Annotated in this window: 18 protein-coding genes; 11 read left to right on the forward strand and 7 right to left on the reverse strand. The window is 60.5% G+C overall.

Translation table 11 applies throughout. The features are described from left to right. Window positions 1–79: 79 nt before the first annotated feature. On the reverse strand, window positions 80–1207 hold the full coding sequence (locus tag D8U60_RS23315; RefSeq protein ID WP_016771354.1) for a branched-chain amino acid ABC transporter substrate-binding protein: 1128 nt from the start codon (window positions 1205–1207) through the stop codon (window positions 80–82). Between the two features lie 351 nt (window positions 1208–1558). Between D8U60_RS23315 and D8U60_RS23320 the strand changes: the two genes are divergently transcribed. Continuing rightward, entirely contained in the window at window positions 1559–1864 is a 306-nt protein-coding gene (locus D8U60_RS23320; protein WP_016771353.1) for a DUF2288 domain-containing protein, read from the forward strand. Window positions 1865–2148: 284 nt separating this feature from the next. Here the strand turns inward: D8U60_RS23320 and D8U60_RS23325 are convergent, their stop codons facing one another. Further along, a complete protein-coding gene (locus D8U60_RS23325) occupies window positions 2149–4347 on the reverse strand; it encodes a hypothetical protein (protein WP_130901038.1) in 2199 nt (732 codons plus the stop codon). Between the two features lie 196 nt (window positions 4348–4543). Here D8U60_RS23325 and D8U60_RS23330 point away from each other — a divergent pair, with 196 nt between their 5' ends. Then, window positions 4544–5440 carry an NAD(P)-dependent oxidoreductase gene (locus tag D8U60_RS23330; protein WP_177435491.1) on the forward strand — a complete coding sequence of 299 codons (897 nt, stop codon included), beginning with the start codon at window positions 4544–4546 and terminating at the stop codon, window positions 5438–5440. Here D8U60_RS23330 and D8U60_RS23335 read toward each other — a convergent pair. Then, window positions 5331–7613, reverse strand: a complete 2283-nt coding sequence (locus tag D8U60_RS23335; RefSeq protein WP_110600012.1) for an EAL domain-containing protein — start codon at window positions 7611–7613, stop codon at window positions 5331–5333. The two genes, D8U60_RS23330 and D8U60_RS23335, sit on opposite strands and share 110 nt — an antisense overlap. A gap of 150 nt (window positions 7614–7763) precedes the next feature. Beyond that, on the reverse strand, window positions 7764–8132 hold the full coding sequence (locus tag D8U60_RS23340) for a YkgJ family cysteine cluster protein (protein ID WP_024011928.1): 369 nt from the start codon (window positions 8130–8132) through the stop codon (window positions 7764–7766). Window positions 8133–8433: 301 nt separating this feature from the next. On the opposite strand from D8U60_RS23340, the gene D8U60_RS23345 reads away from it, so the two are divergent. Beyond that, a complete protein-coding gene (locus D8U60_RS23345) occupies window positions 8434–9783 on the forward strand; it encodes an MFS transporter (RefSeq protein ID WP_073475856.1) in 1350 nt (449 codons plus the stop codon). 147 nt (window positions 9784–9930) lie between these two features. On the opposite strand, the gene rapA is transcribed toward D8U60_RS23345, so the two are convergent. Beyond that, window positions 9931–12777: an RNA polymerase-associated protein RapA gene (rapA, locus tag D8U60_RS23350; RefSeq protein ID WP_130901039.1), complete on the reverse strand. Its 2847-nt coding sequence runs from the start codon at window positions 12775–12777 to the stop codon at window positions 9931–9933. 252 nt (window positions 12778–13029) lie between these two features. On the opposite strand from rapA, the gene D8U60_RS23355 reads away from it, so the two are divergent. From D8U60_RS23355 to ccoM, 3 genes are all read left to right on the forward strand, one after another. Continuing rightward, window positions 13030–13371 carry a hypothetical protein gene (locus tag D8U60_RS23355; protein ID WP_024011931.1) on the forward strand — a complete coding sequence of 114 codons (342 nt, stop codon included), beginning with the start codon at window positions 13030–13032 and terminating at the stop codon, window positions 13369–13371. Between the two features lie 94 nt (window positions 13372–13465). Beyond that, window positions 13466–13627, forward strand: a complete 162-nt coding sequence (locus tag D8U60_RS27720) for a hypothetical protein (protein WP_016771347.1) — start codon at window positions 13466–13468, stop codon at window positions 13625–13627. A gap of 144 nt (window positions 13628–13771) precedes the next feature. Then, entirely contained in the window at window positions 13772–13885 is a 114-nt protein-coding gene (ccoM, locus tag D8U60_RS28010) for a cytochrome c oxidase subunit CcoM (RefSeq protein ID WP_016771346.1), read from the forward strand. A 736-nt stretch (window positions 13886–14621) separates the two neighbouring features. Here ccoM and D8U60_RS23360 read toward each other — a convergent pair. Continuing rightward, window positions 14622–16097: an inorganic phosphate transporter gene (locus D8U60_RS23360; RefSeq protein ID WP_016771345.1), complete on the reverse strand. Its 1476-nt coding sequence runs from the start codon at window positions 16095–16097 to the stop codon at window positions 14622–14624. A 370-nt stretch (window positions 16098–16467) separates the two neighbouring features. Further along, a complete protein-coding gene (locus D8U60_RS23365) occupies window positions 16468–16668 on the reverse strand; it encodes a hypothetical protein (RefSeq protein WP_008080067.1) in 201 nt (66 codons plus the stop codon). 631 nt (window positions 16669–17299) lie between these two features. Between D8U60_RS23365 and pcaR the strand changes: the two genes are divergently transcribed. The 5 genes from pcaR to pcaF all read left to right on the forward strand — a co-directional run bounded on the left by pcaR (window position 17300) and on the right by pcaF (window position 22890). Next, window positions 17300–18142, forward strand: a complete 843-nt coding sequence (pcaR, locus tag D8U60_RS23370; RefSeq protein ID WP_016771343.1) for a pca regulon transcriptional regulator PcaR — start codon at window positions 17300–17302, stop codon at window positions 18140–18142. Window positions 18143–18435: 293 nt separating this feature from the next. Continuing rightward, on the forward strand, window positions 18436–19782 hold the full coding sequence (locus D8U60_RS23375; RefSeq protein ID WP_041478919.1) for an MFS transporter: 1347 nt from the start codon (window positions 18436–18438) through the stop codon (window positions 19780–19782). A gap of 269 nt (window positions 19783–20051) precedes the next feature. Next, entirely contained in the window at window positions 20052–20909 is an 858-nt protein-coding gene (locus D8U60_RS23380) for a CoA transferase subunit A (RefSeq protein ID WP_024011937.1), read from the forward strand. Further along, the gene (locus D8U60_RS23385) at window positions 20909–21688 is read left to right on the forward strand and encodes a CoA-transferase subunit beta (RefSeq protein WP_130901040.1); all 780 of its coding nucleotides are present in this window, start codon (window positions 20909–20911) and stop codon (window positions 21686–21688) included. Before D8U60_RS23380 ends, D8U60_RS23385 begins: the two co-directional genes overlap by 1 nt. Then, the gene (pcaF, locus tag D8U60_RS23390) at window positions 21685–22890 is read left to right on the forward strand and encodes a 3-oxoadipyl-CoA thiolase (RefSeq protein WP_177435492.1); all 1206 of its coding nucleotides are present in this window, start codon (window positions 21685–21687) and stop codon (window positions 22888–22890) included. The genes D8U60_RS23385 and pcaF overlap by 4 nt, the downstream gene beginning before the upstream one ends. The last annotated feature ends 19 nt before the right edge of the window (window positions 22891–22909 follow it).

Consider the following 22909-nt stretch of genomic DNA (forward strand, 5'->3'; position numbering starts at 1 on the left):
CGCCAGCGCGGCCCATACATTCGCAAAACAAAGCCCACGGCACGCCGTGGGCTTTATTGGCAGTCAGTCGGGCAAGGCCTTACTGAGGCGAAACTTCGGTTTTAGGTTTGCCGTTGTGCCACTCGTACACGACAAATTTGAAGTCCTTCAGGTCGCCCTTGTCGTCGAAGCTCAGGTCGCCGGTAGGGGTCTTGAACGAACCGGCGTGGATGGCTTCAGCCACTTTGGTCGCGTCTTCGGACTTGGCCGCCTTGATGCCTTCGGCAATCACGGTCACTGCCGAGTAGGACGGGAACACGAACGGACCGCTCGGATCTTCCTTCTTGGCTTTGAACGCGTCAGCCAGGGCAACGTTGGCCGGATCCTGGTCGAAGGATTTCGGCAGGGTCACCAGCAGGCCTTCGGACGCGTCCTTGGCGATCTGGGTGATCGAGTCGTTACCCACGCCTTCCGGACCCATGAAGCGGGCTTTCAGGCCTTTTTCCTGAGCCTGGCGCAGGATCAGGCCCAGCTCCGGGTGGTAGCCGCCGTAGTAGACGAAGTCGACGCCGGCTTGCTTGAGCTTGGCGATGATTGCGGAGAAGTCCTTGTCGCCAGCGTTGACGCCTTCGAAGACGGCAACCTTGGTGCCTTTCTTCTCAAGGGTCGATTTCACGGCGGTGGCGATGCCTTCACCGTACTGCTGTTTGTCGTGCAGCACGCCAACCACTTTCGGTTTCACGTGATCGGCGATGTAGTTGCCGGCGGCAGGACCCTGGGCGCTGTCGAGACCGATGGTGCGGAAGATCATTTTGTAGCCACGGGCGGTGATGTCCGGGCTGGTGGCAGCCGGGGTGATCATGATCACGCCTTCGTCTTCGTAGATGTCCGACGCTGGCTGGGTGGAGCTGGAGCACAGGTGACCGACCACGAACTTGACGCCGTCGTTGACGACCTTGTTCGCTACCGCTACCGCTTGTTTCGGATCGCAGGCATCGTCGTATTCAACGGCTTCGAGTTTCTTGCCGTCGACGCCGCCCTTGGCGTTGATCTGCTCGATGGCCATCTTCGCGCCACTGAACTGCATGTCGCCGTACTGGGCTACTGGACCGGTTTTAGGACCGGCGATACCGATTTTGATGGTGTCAGCTGCGAACGAATGGCTGGCAACCCCGGCCAGAACCATAGCGGCAAACAGTTTGGAAATCTGCTTAGTAGCCTTAGTCATAGTGCTCCACTCTTACTGTTGTATTTTTTAGAGTTCTGGCGCCGTAGCAGCAGAACCGGGTCAGATATCTTTGCGATACCCTCCGGAAAATGCCCCGGCAACTGTACCGGTACAGTGTAGAGCGCCGCTTGATCAACTGGGAAGCGGGCGCCACGGGGCAAAACTTGGGGGTGTCGCATTTTTGAATGAAAGAGACAGAATTGCGGCGGGGCAATCGGGGGCATATATCCCAAAAGGCAGCATTCCCTGGCGTTCCTGCTCTTTTCGTTCGGTGCAGCGATTTGCAACCGGGTTTTTCTGCCGGACCACCGACGTTATCATTCGCGTCGATTTCTTTTCCGGACAGCTCCCATGAATCAAGAACCTAGCACCCTCTATGCCAAGCTGCTTGGTGAAACGGCATCTATTACCTGGAAAGAGCTGGAGCCGTTCTTCGCCAAGGGTGCCCTATTGTGGGTCGACCCTGACCTGGATTTGATCGCCGCCGCCGAGGCCGTGGCATCGGATGAAGGCGAGAAAGTCGCGGCCTGGCTGGCCGACGACAAGGTCGCCAAGCTGTCTGAAACGCGGGCACTGGATATTTTCGAACGTGATCCGCAGCTGTGGGCCGTGGTGGTTTCGCCGTGGATTCTGATCCAGGAAAGGGCGGCCGTTTAATTGCCTGCACCCTTTTGGTGCCTCGATTGCCGCGCCGCAAGTGTGTAGCGGAGTAGCGTGATGGCACCTTGCCGTGGAGAAATGCCACGCCTCACGGTGACGTAAACGTAACGGGAACAGTTTATGGAGCGGCCCGAGGGTCGCTTAATTGTTTCTGGATGTTCGTAAAGCTGAATTGTCGGTGAAGTCGAGGGCTCCTTCGCGAGCAGGCTCGCTCCCACACTGGAAATGCACTTTCCTGTGGGAGCGAGCCCGCTCGCGAATGGCGTCAACTCGTTTCTGGATCAGACCGAGAACGTCTTCCCGGTATGGTTATTCAGCGAAATCACCTTGGTCTTGCCAATCCGGTGGCGGTAGATCTCGCGCAGGTACTTGATCGACTTCTTCACGCAATCACGCGACAGGCGAATGTCATTGATCGAGACGAACTTGTCCTTGTCGTTGATCAACTCACGGTATTTCTTTTCGTACATCGGTTTGATCGCGTACCAGTTGGTATCGAGGATCTTCGCCGGGTTTTCGAATTCGTTGAGCAGGTCGTCGATCCGCTCCTCGTCGAAGTCTTCCTGAATGATGAAGTCGAGAATCGAGTTATCCAGCGTCTCGTCGAAACGGTACGGATTCTTCGCGAAGCAGCGCTTGATGAACGCCACGATCAAGGTCAGGAAATCGTCCGACAGGCATGGGCTCTTGGCGATCAGGGTGGTCAGCGACAGGTTGGCCGAAGCGCCGATTACCAGCGCATAGCGCTTGAGGGTGGTGTTGGGGAACAGGCTGTTGAGGTGGGTCTTCAACCGGTTCAGATCCATGTACGACAGTTTGTAGTCTTTCGGCAGCGACACGATCGAGACCACCGACGAGCAATTCTTGAAGAAGTGCAGGTCGTGCAGCGCGGCGGCGTCGTAGCCGGAATTCTTGTACTGCTCAAGCGAAGCGCGATAACGCTTGGATTCGATCGGCAGCAGGCTGATGCCTTCGATGGCCTGAGTGACCTTGTTGAAGTGCGGCAGGTCGATCGAGCGGAAGAACAGGTCGTCGATGTTCAGGCGCTGCGGCTCTTTATCGAAGACCTTGAACTTGTCGCTGCTCGGCGGCGGGGTTTCCGGGACCACCGATTCGGCGTAGGCAATCGCCACCGGGCCGGCCAGACTCATGAACAGGTCGTTGGCGTCCAGGCGGATGGTTTCGCCGATGTCGATGCCGGCGCGGCGGAAGTAGTTCTGGTCGTAGTCGGTGGTGACTGCCTGCGCCGTCAGAATGTTGAAGATCTGCTGCGAGATGTACTGGTTGGCGTGCTTCTCCATGGCATTGACATCAATGTTCTGGATATTGCCGTCATCGCTTTCTTCGGCGTAACGCATGATGTCGTTGGAGATCAGCATCATCGCATTCCACGGGCGGATGCGTCCCATCACGCTGGCTTCGCTGCTGTCTTCATTGGCGAAGTTGTAGGAGAAATCCCATTCCTCCGACAGGTATTTGCACAGCAGGCGCCCGGCGTTGATGTGCAGCGCTTCGGACATTTCGCTGCGGTGGTCGGAAATGTTCGGCAGCACGCAGATGCCGCTGGTGAAGATCGGCTCAAAGACAAACGAATGACCGCTCTTGCCGTCATGCTCGTCCATCGGCTTGGTGTCGAAGGTCTTGTTCATGTACGAGTGCTGCTGCGCCAGACCGAACTCCGAGGCCATGCCCGAACCGGTACCGCCGCCGGCACTGAAGATCGAGAAATACAGGCGCGACTGGTTGGCCTTGATCCCGCAGCTGTCGATCAGGTACGAGTGGATCATTTTCCAGTCGGGGCTGGAGAAGTGCTGGGTGTCCTTGTTGAGGATGATCTTCGCCAGGTACTGGCCGAGGATCGGCGCGTTACCGGCGCCGCCGGCGTGGACTTCGGACAAGTCCATGATCTTCATTTTGCTGTAGTCGCGCAGGAAGCCGCTTTTCTCGCCCTTGCGCGAGAAACGGATGCGCCCGGCGATGTCCTTGTCGAGGTCGCCCAGCATCACCAGCGGTTCGACCAGAAACACCGGTTTGGTCGATTTGCTGGTGCCGATGCGCAGATTGTTCTTGATCCACTGCGCCGGGCTGTGGCCCTTGTCGGCCAGACGCCGGTCGGTCGGGCGATCTTCGTTGTTGAATTCGTTGAGGTAGAACTTGCGCGCGTTGTACACCAGCTCCGCCACGTCGAGGGCGATGTTGGAGCCGCAGCGACCGAGGCCGATCAGGCACACCGAGGGAAATTCCTGATCGTTGTGCTGCTCGTTGTCGCCTTCCTGATGCGCCGGGCGCGGGAACACCGAATCGCGCAGGCCGTCGAGGTTATCGAGGATGCGGTCGGTGTTGGTTTCGGTGAAGTAGAGGTATTGCTGGGTCGACAGCGGGCGCGCGGGCGGCGTCGGTCTGGACAATGACGTGCTGTTCGCGGCGGGGCTCAGGGTCAGATCGGCTGTTGCACTGGCGGGGTTGTTTTTAGAGGTCATGGTGCGCCATTTACCTGGACTGGGTTGGCCCGCCGAACAGTGCCGGCGAACCTCACGGAATAAGATCTCGCGTCTTGTGTGCGCGAATACGGCCCGGGCGTCGTAGTGCTGGCTGGTCTGATCGCCGGGCGGAATCCTTTCCTGATCGTTGATGAATCGGCCATGATTCGGTGATCTTTAATCGAAAAGAGGCGAAATGATGTCAACGCTACCTTCGTTGGGGTTTGCCGGAATCGGCCTGATGGGCCTGCCCATGTGCCGGCGTCTGCTGGCCGCGGGTTATCCGCTGACGGTGTGGAACCGCAACCCGGACAAGTGCGCACCGCTGGTTGCGGCCGGCGCCCGACAGGTATCGAGCCCTGCCGAACTGTGCGCACACGCCGACATCGTCATGCTGTGTCTGGCCGACACTGCCGTGGTGCGTGAAGTGGTGTTTGGTGCTGGCGGTGTTGCCGAAGGTGCAAAAAACGGCCAGCTATTGGTGGATTTCTCAAGTCTTGAACCGACCGCGACTCGCGAGATGGCCGCAGAGCTGGCCGAGAAAACCGCTATGGGTTGGCTTGATTCACCGGTGTCCGGCGGTGTGGTCGGCGCCGAGGCTGGCAGTCTGGCGATCATGGTCGGTGGTGCAGCGGCAGATCTTGAGCGCGTGCGCCCGGTGCTGCTCAACCTCGGTCAGCGCGTCACGCACATGGGCGGCATCGGTGCCGGCCAGGTGACCAAGGCCTGTAACCAGATGATCGTCGCGTGCAATGCGCTGGTGATTGCCGAAGTGGTGGCGCTGGCCGAGCAGGCGGGGGTCGATGCCAGTCTGATCGCCGAGGCGCTGGCCGGTGGCTTTGCCGATTCCAAGCCCTTGCAAATCCTTGCCCCGCAAATGGCCGAGAGCCGTTTCGAACCGATCAAGTGGCACGTGCGCACGCTGCTCAAGGATCTCGACACGGCGGTGAAATTTTCCCGCGAGCAGGGCTCGGCGACGCCAATCAGCGGATTGGCCGCACAATTGATGCGCCTGCATGGGGCGCAAGGCTTTTTAGCGAAGGATCCAGCGACGCTGGTGCAAATGTATCGCGCGCCAGACTCAACGGATTGACCCCGAGGACGGGTTTGCGCTGGTTGATTTCATCGAGCACCGCGCGCAATTCGTCCAGCGGCACCGGGCGGCTGAGCAGATAACCCTGAATGAAATCGCAGCCCGAACGCTCGAGAAACTCGTATTGCTCCAGGCTCTCGACGCCCTCGGTGACTACCTGCAGATGCAGGGTGTGAGCCATGACAATGATCGCCTGGACGATCTCCATGTCCGCCGTGGCGGTGGGGATGTCGAGGATGAACGAGCGGTCGATCTTCAGGGTGTTCAGCGGCAGGCGCTTGAGGTAGGCCAGCGACGAGTAGCCGGTGCCGAAATCATCGATCGACAGCGACACACCGAGGGCGCGGATCTGCCGCAACAGCACCAGAGTGTCGGCGATATTGCCCATCAAGGCGTTTTCGGTGACCTCCAGTTCCAGGCGTTCCGGGGCAACGCCCGCCGTGTGCAAGGCGTGCTCGATCTCCTCGGCCAGCTCTTCGCGCGCCAGATTCAGCGGCGAGCAGTTCCAGGCGATTTTCAATTCGGCACAACCATGCCGCGACAGCTCGCCGAGATCCTTGCAGGCGCGGCGCAGCACCCAGTTGTCCAGTTCGGCAATCAAACCGTTGTTCTCGGCGATACCGATGAAGCGATCCGGCGTGAGCAAACCGTGAACCGGATGCTGCCAGCGAATCAGCGCTTCGAGTTTGGTCACGCGTCCGGTTTTCACTTCGAATATCGGCTGGTAGTAGAGCATCAGCGCGTGGTCTTGCCGCAGCGCACTGCGCAGTTCCTCTTCCAGTTGCAGCTCGAAACTGGCGCGGGTCTTCAGGCTGGAATTGAAGAAGTGCAGACCGTTGCGCCCGGCGCCTTTGGATTGGTACAAGGCCAGGTCGGCGTGCTTGAGCAGCTCTTCGCAAGTGGTGCCGTCTTCGGGGAACAGGCTGATGCCGATGCTGGTGGTCATCACCATGCGCCGGCCGGCCAGTTCGATCGGCTCTTTCATCTTGTGCATGATGCGCTGGGCCATGCCGCGCGCCTCCTCGCGGTCACGCAGGCTGATGAGGATGCAGAACTCGTCGCCGCCGAACCGCGCGACCACGTCTTCATGGCTGCGTACCGAGCTTTTGATGTGCTGGGCGATGACTTTGAGCAGCGCGTCACCGGCGTCATGGCCGAGGCTGTCGTTGATGCGCTTGAAGTGGTCGATGTCGAGAAACATCACCGCGAGCATGCCGCCCTCGCTGGTTTTCTGGCTGAGTTTTTCGGCGAACATCTGGTTGAAACCACGGCGGTTGATCAGATTGGTCAGCGCGTCGTAATTGGCCGCTTGCTGCAAGGACATGCGCGCCTGATCGAGTTGACTGAGCAAGGCGTTGACCCGGCGCAGGTCGTTTTCCTTGTTCTGCAGTTTCTTGTCGGCGAGGGCGGCGCTGATCGCACTGCCGAGGATCAACAGGATGATCAGCGCCACGGTCAGGCCCAGTTGCAAATGCCCGGTTTCACTGCCGCTCGCTGCCAGGGCACCTTCGGGAAGCACCAGATCCAGCGCAGCCATGCCAGTGAAGTGCATGCTGATGATGCCGGCGCCGAGAATCAGTGCCGCGCTGTACTTGAGCAATTGATGCGCCACGCCACTGCCTTCGCTCAAATAGCGCGCCACCCACAGCGCGGTGAAACTGGCGCCGATGGCAATCAGCACCGACAGCGCGAACAGCCCTGGCTGATAGTAGGCGGTGGCGCTCGACTTCATCGCTGCCATGCCGACGTAATGCATGCCCGCGATGCCCAAACCGATGACACATGCGGTCTTGAGGCAATGCAACGCGCTCGGCTGCACCTCACTGAGGGTATGCATGGCCAGCCACGAGGCGAGCAGGGCGATCAGTAACGACAAGAGGGTGATGCCGAGGTCGTACTGAATATCAATGGGGGTCTGGAAAGCCAGCATGCCGATGAAGTGCATGGCCCAGATGCCGCCGGCCAGGCAGGTCGCGCCGATCCAGCGCCAGATTCGCCGCGACCCCGGATCTTCGGCATGCACCAGGCGCTCTGCCATGTCCAGGGTGGCGAAGCTCGCCGCGCAGGCGACCAGATAGGCCACCATCACCAACAAAGGGTTGTGGCTGCAATCGAGGAGAATCTGCCCGCTCGCCGGCAGCTCGGCAACAAACTGCAAACCAAGCCACTCCATAGCATGCCCCGTCTCGGATTCATCTGGCCCTTGCGTCAATCAACGCAGGCGAATGAAAGCAGTATAGAGGCGGTTTTCCGGCTGCAAGCCGTAGTGGCATATTGGTGGTAATGATTTTGCCATTAGCCTCATAGCGATTTGCGCTAAGGCTCAGGCAATGCGCTCCAGCGGCAGATCATTCCAGTGTGGCGGCAAGGGGGGCAGGCCGTGGGCGGCGCGGGCCTTGTCGCAGTCGGGATTGTGCTCGCCGTTCTCCCACGACGCCTCGAACTCGCGGCAGGTGCTCGAGCGCTTGTCATAGATCGTGCAGGCCACAGCGCTGCCGACCTCACCCGCCAGGGACATGCAACGCGCCGGTTTGCGATCGGTGCCGATCATTGCCACCCGGCTCGGGGTGATCTGCGCGACCAGTTCATCGGGCACCGTCCCGCCAGAGGATGAGCACTCACCCCAGAAAAAAGACACACGAAAATGGGAACAGCAGGCACCGCAATTCAGACACGGACTGGCTTCGGACATGGGCGGGGGTATCAAAGGGATTGATCGGAAGATCCGGACGGATCCGGCGGCCATTCTAGACTTTGCCATGGCGTTGGGAAGGGGGGCGCGAAACTATTTTTTTGTCGCTGGATTTTGCCGCGAAAGCCCCGTATGGCGGGGGATTTCAGACTTATCAAGGGCTTACGTTTCGTTACAGTGCGATGGGTCGATATCAGGCTGACGAATGATGACAGACAGCCCCGGCGCAGCTGACTAGATTGCAGGTTCCGGGCTCGACGCGCTGGCAGTGAAGCCCTCATAACAATAAAGAGACGGACCCATGCAGAACTCGACCCAAGCGGCGAATGCCTGGCGCATTCTGTTCCTGCTGTTCCTCGCCAACCTGTTCAATTTCTTCGACCGCACCATCCCGGCGATCATCATCGAACCGATCCGCATGGAATGGCACCTCAGCGACTTTCAGCTGGGCATCATCGGCACCGCGTTCACCATCGTTTACGCGATTGCCGGCCTGCCACTCGGGCGCATGGCCGACACCGGTTCACGCAGCAAACTGATGGGCTGGGGCCTGGCCACCTGGAGTGCGCTGACTGCGGTCAACGGCATGGTCGGCAGTTTCTGGAGTTTCCTCATCGTGCGCATGGGCATCGGCATCGGCGAAGCCAGTTACGCACCAGCGGCCAACTCGCTGATCGGCGACCTGTTTCCCGCACACCGTCGGGCGCGGGCGATGGGTATTTTCATGCTTGGCCTGCCGCTGGGGCTGCTGCTGGCGTTCTTCACCATCGGCGCGATGGTCAAGGCGTTCGACAGCTGGCGCGCGCCGTTCTTCATCGCCGCCGTGCCGGGGCTGATCCTCGCGGTGTTCATGTTCTTCATCAAAGAGCCAAAACGCGGCGCAGCGGAAACCGTGCAGGTCTCGCAAGAGAAAGTCGACAAACCGATCCGCCGCGTCCTCGCCGTGCCGACCTTCCTGTGGCTGGTGATGGCCGGGCTGTGCTTCAACTTCGCGACCTATGCCTGCAACTCGTTTCTGGTGCCGATGCTGCAGCGCTATTTCCTCATGCCGTTGCAGGAGGCGGCGGTGGCCACGGGCGTGATCGTCGGCGTCACCGGACTGGTCGGGCTGACCCTTGGCGGCTGGATCGCCGACAAGATTCACCAGCGCTTCGCCAGTGGGCGGCTGTTGTTTGCCGCGTTCAGTCTGATCATTTCGACCCTGTGTACGGCGTGGGCGCTGCATGCCGGGCGCATCGAGATTGGTGTGTTCGTCGCGGTGTTCAGTGTCGGCTGGCTGTTCGCGTACAACTTCTATACCTGCGTGTACACGGCGATTCAGGATGTCGTCGAACCGCGCCTGCGGGCGACGGCGATGGCGTTGTTCTTTGCCGGTCTGTATCTGCTCGGCGGCGGGTTGGGGCCAGTGGTGGTGGGTGGGCTGTCGGATCATTTCGCGCATACGGCGATGCTGGCGGCGGGGGCTGAGCAGATGACCGAAGCGTTCAAGGCTGTCGGCCTGCATGACGCGATGTACCTGATCCCGGTGGCGCTGTTCCTGACGATGGTCTTTCTGTTTCTGGCATCGCGGTGTTTTGTTCGCGATGCGCAGCGGATGAAGGAGGGATTGGTGGCGGTGGTTGAGCCAGAAATTTCTGCGGCGACTGCTTAAGAACAAAAGATCGCAGCCTTCGGCAGCTCCTACATGTGAATGCGTTTCCCCTGTAGGAGCTGCCGAAGGCTGCGATCTTTTGCTTCTGAAATAAAAAAGGCCCGCATCACTGCGGGCCTCTTGGTTTTCAGCGGTGGAGCGGGGCGGTTAACCCGCCACCAACACCCGAATCGCTTCCAGGCGCAGCGCCGCTTTGTCGAGCATCGCCAGACCCTGCTCACGCTGAGTGCGCAACGCCTCCAGTTCGCTGTCGCGCACGGTCGGGTTGACCGCTTGCAACGCGGTCAGGCGCGCCAGTTCTTCGTCGGTGTCGGCGGCCAGACGACGGCGCGCTTCGGCCACACGCTCGGCGTGACGCGGGGCGATCTTTTCTTCGCCGGCGTTGATCCGTGGCGTCAGCTGATCGCGCTGGGCCTGGATGAACTTGTTGGCGCTGGCCCGTGGCACGCTTTCCAGCTGATCGTTGAGGGTTTCGAACGACACCCGTGGCGACAGGTCATTACCATTGGCATCGAGCAGGCAACGCAGCGCCGCCGGTGGCAGGTAGCGACCCAGTTGCAGCGAGCGCGGTGCGACCACTTCGCTGACGTAGAGCAATTCGAGCAACACGGTGCCCGGCTTCAACGCCTTGTTCTTGATCAGCGCGACGGCGGTGTTGCCCATCGAACCGGACAGCACCAGATCCATGCCGCCTTGCACCATAGGGTGTTCCCAGGTGATGAACTGCATGTCTTCGCGCGACAGCGCCTGATTGCGGTCGTAGGTGATGGTCACGCCTTCGTCGTCGCCCAGCGGGAAACTGGCGTCGAGCATCTTCTCGCTCGGCTTGAGGATCAGGGCGTTTTCCGAATGGTCTTCGCTGTCGATGCCGAAGGCGTCGAACAGGGTTTCCATGTAGATCGGCAGGGCGAACTGGTCGTCCTGCTCGAGGATCGCTTCTACCAGCGCTTCACCCTCGCCAGCGCCACCGGAGTTGAGTTCCAGCAGACGGTCGCGGCCAGTGTGCAGCTCGGCTTCGAGACGCTCACGCTCGGCGCGTGCTTCGTCGATCAGCGCTTGCCACTCGCCGTCATCGGCTTCTTCGAGCAGCGGCAGCAGGCGTGGGCCGAACTGATGCTGCAAGGCGTTGCCGGTCGGGCAGGTGTTGAGGAAGGCGTTGAGCGCTTCGTGGTACCACTGGAACAGGCGCTCTTGCGGGCTGGTTTCCAGGTACGGCACGTGCAGTTCGATGATGTGCTTCTGGCCGATCCGGTCGAGACGGCCGATACGCTGCTCGAGCAAGTCAGGGTGCGACGGCAGATCGAACAGCACCAGATGATGAGCAAACTGGAAGTTGCGACCTTCACTGCCGATTTCCGAGCAGATCAGCACCTGAGCGCCAAACTCTTCATCGGCGAAGTAGGCGGCGGCGCGATCCCGCTCGAGGATGTTCATGCCTTCGTGGAACACCGTGGCCGGGATGCCGGAACGCACGCGTAGGGCGTCTTCCAGGTCCATCGCGGTTTCGGCGTGGGCGCAGATCACCAGCACTTTGGTGCGCTTGAGCATTTTCAGCTGATCGATCAGCCACTCGACGCGCGGATCGAATTTCCACCAGCGCTGTTCTTCGTCGGCGTCCGGTTGCGCCTGGAAGCTGACTTCCGGGTACAGCTCGGCGTGTTCGCCCAGCGGCAGTTCGAGGTATTCGTCGGGGCACGGCAGCGGATACGGATGCAGTTTGCGCTCCGGGAAACCCTGCACGGCGGCGCGGGTGTTGCGGAACAGCACGCGGCCGGTGCCGTGGCGATCGAGCAGTTCACGCACGAGGCGGGCGCTGGCTTCAGTATCGCCATCGTTGACGGCGGTGAGCAGGGTTTCGCCTTCGTTGCCGAGGAAACCGTGAATGGTCTTGTGCGCCTCGGCGGAGAGACGGCCCTTGTCGAGCAGTTCCTGCACCGCTTCGGCGACCGGGCGATAGTTATCGCTCTCGGCGCGGAACGCGGCCAGGTCGTGGAAACGGTTCGGGTCGAGCAGGCGCAGACGGGCGAAGTGGCTGTCCTGACCGAGTTGTTCCGGGGTGGCGGTGAGCAGCAGCACGCCGGGGATGACTTCGGCCAGTTGCTCGACCAGCGAATACTCCGCGCTGGCCTTGTCTTCATGCCAGACCAGGTGGTGCGCTTCGTCGACCACCATCAGGTCCCAACCGGCAGCGAACAAGGCGTCCTGTGCCTTCTCGTCATCGACCAGCCACTCCAGCGCGACCAGCGCCAGTTGCGTGTCTTCGAACGGGTTGGTGGCATCGCTTTCGATAAAGCGTTCTTCGTCGAACAGCGCGACCTGCAGATTGAAGCGGCGGCGCATCTCCACCAGCCACTGATGCTGGAGGTTTTCCGGGACCAGGATCAGCACGCGGTTGGCGCGCCCCGAAAGCAGTTGGCGATGGATGACCAGACCGGCTTCGATGGTCTTACCCAGACCCACTTCGTCCGCCAGCAATACGCGCGGGGCGATACGGTCGGCGACTTCGCGGGCGATGTGCAGCTGGTGCGCGATCGGTTGCGCACGCACGCCACCCAGGCCCCACAGCGAGGACTGCAACTGGCGGCTGGTGTGTTCAAGGGTGTTGTAGCGCAGGGAGAACCACGGCAGCGGGTCGATCTGTCCGGCGAACAGGCGGTCGCTGGCCAGACGGAACTGAATGAAGTTCGACAGCTGGGTTTCCGGTAGGGTAACGACCTCGTTCTGCCCGTTGAGACCGTGGTAGACCATCAGCCCGTCGACGTCGTCGACCTGCTGCACGGTCATCTTCCAGCCTTCGAAATGGGTGATGGAGTCGCCCGGCGAGAACCGCACGCGGGTCAGGGGCGCATTCCGTAGCGCGTACTGGCGGGTTTCGCCAGTGGCCGGGTAAAGCACGGTCAGCAAGCGGCCGTCCTGTGCCAGAACGGTGCCTAAACCAAGCTCTGCTTCGCTGTCACTGATCCAGCGTTGCCCCGGTTGATACTGCTGCGCCATGCTGCCTGACTCCCACCTTGAAAAAGCGGGCTATCTTAACGGAATGCGACCCTGAGGCCAAAGAAATACTGGGGTAGGAGCTGCCGCAGGCTGCGATCTTTTGATCTGTGGGAACACTTCGGTTTTGCGTTGTCCCATAAGAGATCGCAGCCTTCGGCAGCTCCAGCAGGTGCCAAGTGCATCACAAGTTTGCGACAGGCGGCTCAAGGCGCCTGCGCCCCAGCCGATAGCCTGCAGACAGGAGACCTTTATATGTTGCCACCGATGCTCCCCTTGAGCGCCGTGCCGATCACTTCCCAGCAGGATCCGATCCGCCAGCGGCCGGACATCCCGCCAGTGGTGCCGGTGCAGGAAAGCTCCAACGAAAGCACGATCGATCTGCAGAAGCGTGATCCGGAAGAGGATCGTCTGCTGGCGCGCGAAGAACAGCGTCGTCAACAGGAACGTGACCGCCGACGCCGCGAGGCGGATGAAGATCCTGAAGAGCATCTGGCCGTGCCGGGTACCGAGTTGAACGCCGACAACACCGTGCCGGTGGTGCCGTTGATAGACGATCAGCCGCGTCAGGGGCTGTGGGTCGATATCGAGATTTGAGCAGTGACTGGTCAGCGCCTGCGCCAAGCGGCATGATTGGCGCAATCCTGTCGGTGACGGCAGCTGTGATCTCTTCTGCGATGTGCCGGACGCCATGAGCCAAGACGACAAACTGATCGACCTCAGCACTGAACGCGCCAAGCGTGTGCATGACCTCAACGAGAAGCGCCTGAACGAAGTGCGCCAGGCTTTCGAGCAGGCGATGCCGTTGGGAAAAGCCAAGAAAAAGTCGAAGAACAAGCCGAAAAAGCGTTGATCTCCCGCTGCATTGGTTGATGCAGATCAGTTATTTCCCCTCCTTTATTTCCCAACGTTGCGGATATTGATCCTGGTCAATATGTGCGCCTGTGTGTTTGTTAATTTGAATCCATCGCAGCAAAGCAGGGCCGGGAGGTCAGTCATGTTTTTCGATAACGTGGTGTTTGCCGGGGTTCTCACGGTGGGGCTCATGGTGCTGTTTTTTGCAGGGTTTGGATTTTTTATCTGGAAGGATGCGCATAAGCGGCGCAAGTGAGTTCTTCTGGATTGATGGGCACGCAAGGCATTTTGGGGCGACTTCGGTTGCCCCTTTTTTTTTGTGCCTTGGCGGCCTTTCGGCCGACCAGGCTGTTGGGGTTTTGGGTGAATATCCGTTGCTTCGGGTGTGGCGGCTGGCGGTTTCGCCCTTACGGCGACTTACTTTTTTACAAGCGCCTAGAAAAGTAAGCAAAAAACGCTAGCTCCTGCGTTCGGCCCTCGCAGGCTCGGGTCCCTTCGCTCCGGGACTGATCCGGGCGCAGCGGCTCCGGTTTGCTTCGCTGCACCTCCTTCCGCTGTGTCTGGCTGCGCCAGACGGTCGCTGCGCTCCCACGCCCGGATCAATCCCTCCACTCAGCCTTCCGACGTCGCCGGTGGATCAAGATCAAAAGCAGGCGAGCTGACACTCGGCCTATTGAGTGGTGAAAAGCGTGGGTGTTCGGCTTTTGATTTGCATTGTTGCTGCCCCTCACCCCAGCCCTCTCCCGAGGGAGAGGGGGCCGATTTGTGTGGTGTTCAAAACCTGCATCGACTCGGTATCTCAGGTCGGCGTACTTCGATTAAACACCTCGGTCAGTTCCCTCTCCCTCCGGGAGAGGGCTAGGGTGAGGGGCTCTTGATCTGGCTTTTGCTTTGGCTTTTGATCTTTTGCCCCTTCGGCAGACTTCTTACCCCCAATAACAAAAAAGGCGTGATCCTCACGAATCACGCCTTTTCCAATCAACAGCTAACGATCAACTACCCAAAGCCTTCGAAGCCAACCAGAACAACCCGGCCGACAGCGCCACGGTCGCTGGCAAGGTCAGTACCCAGGCCAGCAGAATAGTCTTGACCGTGCCACCCTGCAGGCCGCTTTTGTTGGCAACCATGGTCCCGGCCACACCCGAAGACAACACGTGAGTGGTCGACACTGGCAGGCTGAAGATGTTGGCCATGCCGATCAGACTGGCGGTGGTGATCTGCGCCGACATGCCCTGGGAATAGGTCATGCCCTGCTTGCCGATCTTCTCGCCAATGGTCAGCACTACGCGCTTCCAGCCGACCATGGTGCCCAGGCCCAGTGCCAGGGCGACCGCCAGAATCACCCAGAACGGGGCGTATTCAGTGGTGGTGGTCAGATCTTTGCGCAGCTTGTCGAGGTCAGCCTTTTCACGGGCTTCGAGGCCTGGCAGCTTGCCGACTTTCTTCGCCGTGTCGTCCAGGCAGAGCAGGTAGCGACGCACTTCGATGCGGCTGTCCGACGACAGCGAATGGTAGTCCGCTACACCTTTAAGGGTGTGCAGCAGGGCGGTGATGGTCGGTTCGGTCTGCTGCGGGTTGCAGCGGAATTTCTCCGGCAGGTCGCCTTCCACGCTCTTGCCCAGGGCCAGGAACTCACCCAGCGAATCGGCGTTGCGCTGGTAGAACTGGCTCAGGTGCAGGGTCGCGTCGCGGGTGCGTTCGATCTGGTAGGTGGTGCTGTTCAGGTCGAGTACGAACTGCGCCGGGACGATACCGATCAGTACCAGCATGATCAGGCCGATGCCTTTCTGGCCGTCGTTGGAACCGTGCACGAAGCTCACGGCCATGGCCGAGATCACCAGGACCAGACGGTTCCAGAACGGCGGGTGCTTTTTGTCGTCGATCTTGCGGCGTTGTTCCGGCGTCTTGTGCATCTTCGACAGCGGGCGCCACCATTTCAGGCCGATCAGCACCAGCGCGGCGATGAGGAAGCCGGCCATTGGCGAGAACACCAGCGAGGCGCCGATGTCGATCGCTTTCTGCCAGTTCACGCCATCTCTCAACGGAATGTCGTTGATCAGCGCGTTGGCCAGGCCGACACCGAGGATCGAGCCGATCAGGGTGTGCGAGCTGGAAGCCGGGATACCGAAGTACCAGGTGCCCAGGTTCCAGGCGATTGCCGCGGCGAGCAACGAGAACACCATCGCCAGGCCATGGCCGGTGTTCACATTGATCAGCAGTTCAACCGGCAGCAGGTGGACGATGGCATACGCCACGCCAACGCCGCCCAGCAGCACGCCGAGGAAATTGAACACACCGGAAAAGAACACCGCCAGGTGTGGCGGCATGGCTTTGGTGTAGATAACAGTGGCTACCGCGTTAGCGGTGTCATGAAATCCATTGATGAACTCGAAGGCGAGGACAAACGTCAGGGCGAGCAAGAGGCTCACAAGCACCCAAGCATCCAGTCCGCTGAATAAATCGATCATGAAGGTTTTCTGACCCGGTCGTAAGGGGGCGCGATTATGCCAGAAAAGACAGGAAATCGATGCCCCGTCTGCTCACTGGTCACACCCTTCTTCGATTTAATTTGTTGCAGGGCGTGAAAACCAAGCAGCACGCAGGGTTTTTCAACTACTTGATTTTATTGAATAAACTATATTTTCGAGGCGTTTTTTCAGACATCGCAAAGGCTCAAACGCTTGTCTGAAATATCTCTGAAACCTGTGGGACGCTCGTTCATACGCCGCAGAACAGCGATGCAGCCGCTGCCCGCGGATAGCGGGCGCGCGAGGTGTCGTCTTCCACCGCGCTGTGGCTCAGGCGGACGCCGACTTTCGAATGCTCAACCGCCGTGGCTCATGGCTCTTCGGCTTTGAGTTCCTTTTCGATCTTTTCAATTTCCTGCTTGAACACCTGATCCTGGACGGTAGGGCGCTTGCGCCATGCCTTGCGTTCCGGTTCCGGCTGAGCGGCGTAGGTGGTGACTTCCCCGCCGTAAACTTCCTTGTAACGTTGTTCCTGGCGCTCTAGTTCCGCGCGCAGTTCGTCTTTTGTCACGGTGCTACCTGTATGAGTTGAATTGAATATCCGGTGAAACACACTGCAACGAGTCAATTGCGCGCCCCCGCCAGTCATCCACAGCCCGATCAGGCGCGGAGACATTGCAGAGGCGATCAAGACTTCCGTGTTACAGGCGGCTACGGCACCAGATAAAAACTGACGCAGCATCAGTTTCCTGTTTCAGCGAGCGCTGGCGTTGCATGTGTGATGGGCGCCGGGCGCTGGCCGGAGCTGAGACGAAGGACCTCGTTTCAGCAAGTCGCGGGCTTTTGATTAAAGCGCCGCGACTAGGGTGCATTATAGCGGCCGATTCGGGAATGACTATCTTTGCCAAGTTAAAAACGGTTCTGAATGTGTGATGGTTTTGTTGCTGGCAACTTTTGCCGCTAGTTAAGTGTAAAGACAGCGTTATAGAACCGGCGTTCTGTTTTTGGCGCCATTAACTGGAACAACTAAGTTGCGAGCAGAATCGCTAAAGCTGCCTCTAGCATGAAGAGGAGGGCGGGGCACTGGATTGCGATTATCGGTCGGCGGTTCGATAATCGCCCAATGTTGGCGCCCCGGTGCTTGTGCATCGCGCGGCGAGCCGTTTGACTAGGCATCGATGCGTGCCGGACAAGGACAAGAAATGAACGATCAAATGCGCAACTCCTTCACGTCGGTGGCGCCGCCCATCGTCGCCTCGCCGGCCAAGCGCATTCAGGCGCTGACCGGTGATCCGGATTTCATGACGTCCCTGGCCCGTGGTCTGGCGGTAGTGCAGGCGTTTCAGGAGCGCAAACGCCACCTGACCATCGCGCAGATCAGTCATCGCACGGAAATCCCCCGCGCCGCCGTGCGCCGTTGCCTGCACACGCTGATCAAGCTCGGCTACGCCACCACCGACGGGCGCACCTATTCGCTGCTGCCGAAAGTGCTGACCCTCGGCCATGCCTATCTGTCCTCGACGCCGCTGGCGGTCTCGGCCCAACCGTATCTGGATCGCATGAGCGAGCAACTGCACGAGGCCTGCAACATGGCGACGCTGGAGGGCGATGACATTCTCTATATCGCGCGTTCGGCGACCACTCAGCGATTGATCTCGGTCGACCTTTCCGTCGGCGGGCGTCTCCCTGCCTATTGCACGTCGATGGGGCGCATTCTGTTGGCCGCGCTGGACGACACCTCCCTTGGCGAATACCTCGACCACGCCGAACTGGTGGCCAAGACCAGCCGCACCATTCATACCCCCGACGCGTTGCTCGAATGTTTGCAGCAGGTGCGGCAGCAGGGCTGGTGCATTGTCGATCAGGAACTGGAACAGGGGCTGCGCTCGATCGCTGTGCCGGTGTACGACGCCTCGGGGCAAGTGGTCGCCGCGCTGAATGTCAGCACCCACGCCGGGCGGGTCAGTCGCGCCGAGCTGGAGCAGCGCTTCTTGCCCGGCCTGCTCAGCGCCAGTCGCGACCTCAGTGCGCAGCTGTTCGCCTGAGGAAGCTGTTCGATAAACGCACAGTGTTGCGTTTATCGAATTGACGCTAAAACCCTCGGATCATTAATGTCGCGGCAGCGTCATCCGGCGCTGATGTGAATGAGCTCGCCGGACTGTCGACCCCATAATAATGACAAGAGGCAACTCACCATGCGCTCGCTCCCCGACTGTCTGTATCCCGCCCGTTGTTGCCGGGTTCACCGCAACGCCTGATTACAACCTTCTATTCTTGTGACCGTGCCTTCCTTTGGCCGGCCGCCGTTCGACTGCGTTTTTTGCGTGGAATAAAAATAATGAACCAGCCTCAGTCCGCTGTGGGTAACTGCCTCGATGTGCAGACCTTCATCAACGCCCAACCGATCTCGCGCTATCAGTGGCGGGTGGTGATCCTGTGTTTCCTGATCGTATTTCTCGACGGCCTAGACACCGCCGCCATGGGCTTCATCGCCCCGGCGCTGTCGCAAGACTGGGGCATCGACCGCGCCAGCCTCGGCCCGGTGATGAGTGCTGCGCTGATAGGCATGGTCTTCGGCGCTCTCGGCTCCGGCCCTTTGGCTGACCGCTTCGGGCGCAAAGTCGTCCTCGTCGGTGCGGTGATTCTGTTCGGCGGCTTCAGCCTGGCCTCGGCGTACAGCACCAACGTCGAACAACTGCTGGTGTTGCGCTTCCTCACCGGCCTCGGTCTCGGCGCGGGCATGCCCAACGCCACGACCCTGCTTTCGGAATACACACCCGAGCGCAAGAAGTCGCTGCTGGTGACCAGCATGTTCTGCGGTTTCAACCTCGGCATGGCCGGCGGCGGTTTCATCTCCGCGAAGCTGATCCCGGCGTTCGGCTGGCATGCTCTGCTGATGATCGGCGGGATCCTGCCGCTGATCCTCGCCGTGGTATTGGTGTTCTGGCTACCGGAATCGGCGCGCTACCTGGTGGTGCGCAACCGTGGCACCGACAAAGTACGCAAGACCCTCGCGCCGATCGACCCAATTACCGTCGCCCAGGCTGCGAGCTTCAGCGTGCCGGAACAGAAAACCGTCAAGGCACGCAACGTCTTCGCGGTGATCTTCTCCGGCACTTACAGCACCGGCACGCTGCTGTTGTGGCTGACTTATTTCATGGGGCTGGTGATTGTGTACCTGCTGACCAGTTGGCTGCCGACGCTGATGCGCGACAGCGGCGCGAGCATGGAGCAGGCCGCGTTCATCGGTGCGTTGTTCCAGTTTGGCGGCGTGTTGAGCGCGGTCGGGGTGGGCTGGGCGATGGATCGCTTCAATCCGCACAAGGTCATCGGCATTTTCTACCTGCTGGCCGGGGTGTTTGCCTACGCCGTAGGGCAGAGCCTGGGCAACATCACCTTGCTGGCGACGCTGGTATTGGTGGCGGGGATGTGCGTCAACGGCGCGCAATCGGCGATGCCGTCATTGGCCGCGCGCTTCTACCCGACTCAAGGCCGCGCGACCGGTGTGTCGTGGATGCTCGGCATCGGCCGCTTCGGCGCGATCCTCGGCGCGTGGATGGGCGCAACCTTGCTCGGCCTGGGCTGGAATTTCGAGCAGGTGCTGACCGCACTGGTGATCCCGGCCGGTTTGGCGACGGCGGCGGTGCTGATCAAAGGCATGGTCAGTCATGCGGATGCGACCTGAGTCGGGCGCAGATCGTTATTGAACAGACTGGCCCCTTCGCGAGCAGGCTCGCTCCCACATTCTGGAATGCATTCCAAGGTGGGAGCGAGCCTGCTCGCGAAGCTTTTGATCAGATTGTTAGCTGAACAACAATCCGTTCGATAAACGAACGCTCAGTCGATTATCGGATTGTTTGGCGAATTTCCCGAGCTTAATCTTCAGTGACTCCGGCGCTGAACCTCGCGCCTTTTTATCACTGGCGATTCCTTACAAGAACAGGAGCCCGCTCCATGGCTGAGATCCTTTCGCTGCACGACGCGGTGAAGCAATTCGTCAACGACGGCGATACCGTCGCCCTCGAAGGCTTCACTCACCTGATCCCTACGGCAGCGGGTCATGAAATCATTCGTCAAGGCAAGAAAGATCTGACGCTGGTGCGGATGACGCCTGACCTGATCTACGACCAACTGATCGGCGCCGGTTGCGCGCGCAAACTGATTTTCTCCTGGGGCGGCAACCCGGGTGTGGGCTCGCTGCACCGCCTGCGTGACGCGGTCGAGAAACAGTGGCCGCACGCGCTGGAAATCGAAGAACACAGCCACGCCGACCTCGCCAACGCCTACGTCGCCGGCGCGTCCGGCCTGCCGTTCGCAGTGCTGCGTGCCTACGCCGGCTCCGACCTGCCGAAGGTCAATCCGCTGATCAAAACCGTGACCTGTCCGTTCACCGGCGAAGTGCTGGCGGCAGTGCCATCGGTGCGCCCGGACGTCACCGTGATTCACGCGCAGAAGGCCGACCGCAAAGGCAACGTGTTGCTCTGGGGCATTCTCGGTGTGCAGAAAGAAGCCGCGCTGGCGGCCAAGCGCTGCATCGTCACCGTGGAAGAAATCGTCGACGACCTCAATGCACCGATGAACGCTTGCGTACTGCCGACCTGGGCCTTGAGCGCGGTCTGCCATGTGCCGGGCGGCGCGCATCCGTCCTACGCCCACGGTTACACCGAGCGTGACAATCGTTTCTATCAGGCGTGGGACCCGATCGCTCGCGACCGTGAGACGTTTACCGCGTGGATCAACGAATACATCCATGGCTGCGCTGACTTCAGCGAATTCCAGGCCAAATTGGCCGCTGCTTCGGAGGCCAAGTAATGACTTACACCACCAATGAAATGATGACCGTCGCGGCGGCCCGGCGCCTGAAGAACGGCTCGGTATGCTTCGTCGGCATCGGCCTGCCATCGAAAGCCGCCAACCTCGCGCGCCTGACTTCATCGCCGGACGTGGTGCTGATCTACGAATCCGGCCCGATTGGCGCCAAGCCGAGCGTACTGCCTTTGTCCATCGGTGACGGTGAGCTGGCCGAGACCGCCGACACCGTGGTGCCGACCGGTGAGATTTTTCGCTATTGGCTGCAGGGCGGGCGCATCGACGTTGGCTTCCTCGGCGCCGCGCAGGTCGACCGTTTCGGCAACATCAACACCACCGTGGTCGGCGACTACCACGCGCCAAAAGTGCGCCTGCCGGGTGCTGGTGGCGCGCCGGAGATTGCCGGTTCGGCGAAAAGCGTGCTGATCATCCTTAAACAGTCGGCGCGTTCGTTTGTCGACAAGCTCGATTTCATCACCTCGGTCGGTCACGGCGAAGGTGGCGATTCGCGTAAACGTCTCGGACTGCCGGGCGCCGGGCCGGTGGGCATCATCACCGATCTGTGCATCATGGAACCGGAGGAGGGTACCCACGAATTCGTGGTCACCGCGCTGCATCCGGGCGTGACCCGCGAGCAAGTGGTCGCCGCCACCGGTTGGGCGATCCGTTTTGCCGACTCTATTGAAACCACCGCTGAGCCGACCGAAGTCGAGCTGACGGCGCTGCGTGATCTGGAAGCGCGCACCGCTGCCGCCCACGGTCAGGCACCGGGAGAAGCATGATGCGTGACGTGTATATCTGCGACGCGATTCGCACCCCTATCGGCCGTTTCGGCGGCGCACTGTCCGCCGTGCGCGCCGATGACCTCGCCGCCGTGCCGATCAAAGCCCTGATGGAGCGCAATCCTTCGGTGGACTGGAATGCCGTCGATGAAGTGTTCCTCGGCTGCGCCAACCAGGCCGGCGAAGACAACCGCAACGTTGCGCGCATGGCGCTGCTGCTGGCGGGGCTGCCGGACAGCGTGCCCGGCGTTACGCTCAATCGTCTCTGCGCTTCGGGCATGGACGCGATCGGTACTGCATTCCGTGCGATCGCCAGCGGCGAAATGGAGCTGGCGATTGCCGGTGGCGTCGAATCGATGTCTCGCGCGCCGTTCGTGATGGGCAAGGCCGACGCGGCGTTCTCGCGCAACATGAAGCTGGAAGACACCACCATCGGCTGGCGTTTCATCAACCCGCTGATGAAAGCGCAGTACGGCGTCGATGCCATGCCGCAGACCGCTGACAACGTCGCCGACGACTATAAGGTCTTGCGCGCAGATCAGGACGCCTTTGCCTTGCGCAGTCAGCAACGTACCGCCGCCGCGCAGGCTGCCGGTTACTTTGCTGAAGAAATCGTCGAAGTGCGCATCGCCCACAAAAAGGGCGAAACCGTGGTCAGCGAGGACGAACATCCGCGCGCCGACACCACGATTGAAGCGCTGGCGAAACTGAAACCGGTCAATGGCGCGGATAAAACCGTCACCGCCGGCAATGCCTCCGGGGTCAACGATGGTGCTGCTGCGCTGATTCTGGCGTCAGCCGAAGCGGTGAAAAAACACGGCCTGACCGCCCGCGCAAAAGTGCTCGGCATGGCCAGCGCCGGCGTCGCACCACGGGTGATGGGCATCGGCCCGGTGCCGGCGGTGCGTAAACTGACCGAGCGCCTTGGCGTCGCGGTCAGCGATTTCGACGTGATCGAACTCAACGAAGCGTTTGCCAGCCAGGGGCTGGCGGTATTGCGCGAGTTGGGCCTGGCCGACGATGCGCCGCAGGTCAACCCGAATGGCGGCGCGATTGCCCTCGGTCACCCGTTGGGCATGAGCGGTGCGCGGCTGGTGCTGACCGCCCTGCATCATCTGGAAAAAACTGGCGGCAAGAAAGGTCTGGCGACCATGTGCGTCGGTGTTGGCCAGGGTCTGGCCCTGGCCATCGAACGTGTCTGACGCGCTGCGGCACTTACAA

The sequence above is a fragment of the Pseudomonas sp. Sample_11 genome (assembly GCF_004307505.1).
GTDB classification, from domain to species: Bacteria; Pseudomonadota; Gammaproteobacteria; order Pseudomonadales; family Pseudomonadaceae; genus Aquipseudomonas; species Aquipseudomonas atacamensis.

What these genes read in the sequence shown, in the direction of transcription:
- D8U60_RS23380 (WP_024011937.1), top strand. Translation starts at nt 20,052, where the DNA reads ATGGCTGAGATCCTTTCGCTGCACGACGCGGTGAAGCAATTCGTCAAC.
- D8U60_RS23360 (WP_016771345.1), bottom strand. Translation starts at nt 16,097, where the DNA reads ATGATCGATTTATTCAGCGGACTGGATGCTTGGGTGCTTGTGAGCCTC.
- D8U60_RS23340 (WP_024011928.1), bottom strand. Translation starts at nt 8,132, where the DNA reads ATGTCCGAAGCCAGTCCGTGTCTGAATTGCGGTGCCTGCTGTTCCCAT.
- D8U60_RS23355 (WP_024011931.1), top strand. Translation starts at nt 13,030, where the DNA reads ATGTTGCCACCGATGCTCCCCTTGAGCGCCGTGCCGATCACTTCCCAG.
- D8U60_RS23325 (WP_130901038.1), bottom strand. Translation starts at nt 4,347, where the DNA reads ATGACCTCTAAAAACAACCCCGCCAGTGCAACAGCCGATCTGACCCTG.
- D8U60_RS23345 (WP_073475856.1), top strand. Translation starts at nt 8,434, where the DNA reads ATGCAGAACTCGACCCAAGCGGCGAATGCCTGGCGCATTCTGTTCCTG.
- D8U60_RS23320 (WP_016771353.1), top strand. Translation starts at nt 1,559, where the DNA reads ATGAATCAAGAACCTAGCACCCTCTATGCCAAGCTGCTTGGTGAAACG.
- ccoM (WP_016771346.1), top strand. Translation starts at nt 13,772, where the DNA reads ATGTTTTTCGATAACGTGGTGTTTGCCGGGGTTCTCACGGTGGGGCTC.
- D8U60_RS23315 (WP_016771354.1), bottom strand. Translation starts at nt 1,207, where the DNA reads ATGACTAAGGCTACTAAGCAGATTTCCAAACTGTTTGCCGCTATGGTT.
- D8U60_RS23330 (WP_177435491.1), top strand. Translation starts at nt 4,544, where the DNA reads ATGATGTCAACGCTACCTTCGTTGGGGTTTGCCGGAATCGGCCTGATG.
- pcaR (WP_016771343.1), top strand. Translation starts at nt 17,300, where the DNA reads ATGAACGATCAAATGCGCAACTCCTTCACGTCGGTGGCGCCGCCCATC.
- pcaF (WP_177435492.1), top strand. Translation starts at nt 21,685, where the DNA reads ATGATGCGTGACGTGTATATCTGCGACGCGATTCGCACCCCTATCGGC.
- D8U60_RS23335 (WP_110600012.1), bottom strand. Translation starts at nt 7,613, where the DNA reads ATGGAGTGGCTTGGTTTGCAGTTTGTTGCCGAGCTGCCGGCGAGCGGG.
- rapA (WP_130901039.1), bottom strand. Translation starts at nt 12,777, where the DNA reads ATGGCGCAGCAGTATCAACCGGGGCAACGCTGGATCAGTGACAGCGAA.
- D8U60_RS27720 (WP_016771347.1), top strand. Translation starts at nt 13,466, where the DNA reads ATGAGCCAAGACGACAAACTGATCGACCTCAGCACTGAACGCGCCAAG.
- D8U60_RS23385 (WP_130901040.1), top strand. Translation starts at nt 20,909, where the DNA reads ATGACTTACACCACCAATGAAATGATGACCGTCGCGGCGGCCCGGCGC.
- D8U60_RS23375 (WP_041478919.1), top strand. Translation starts at nt 18,436, where the DNA reads ATGAACCAGCCTCAGTCCGCTGTGGGTAACTGCCTCGATGTGCAGACC.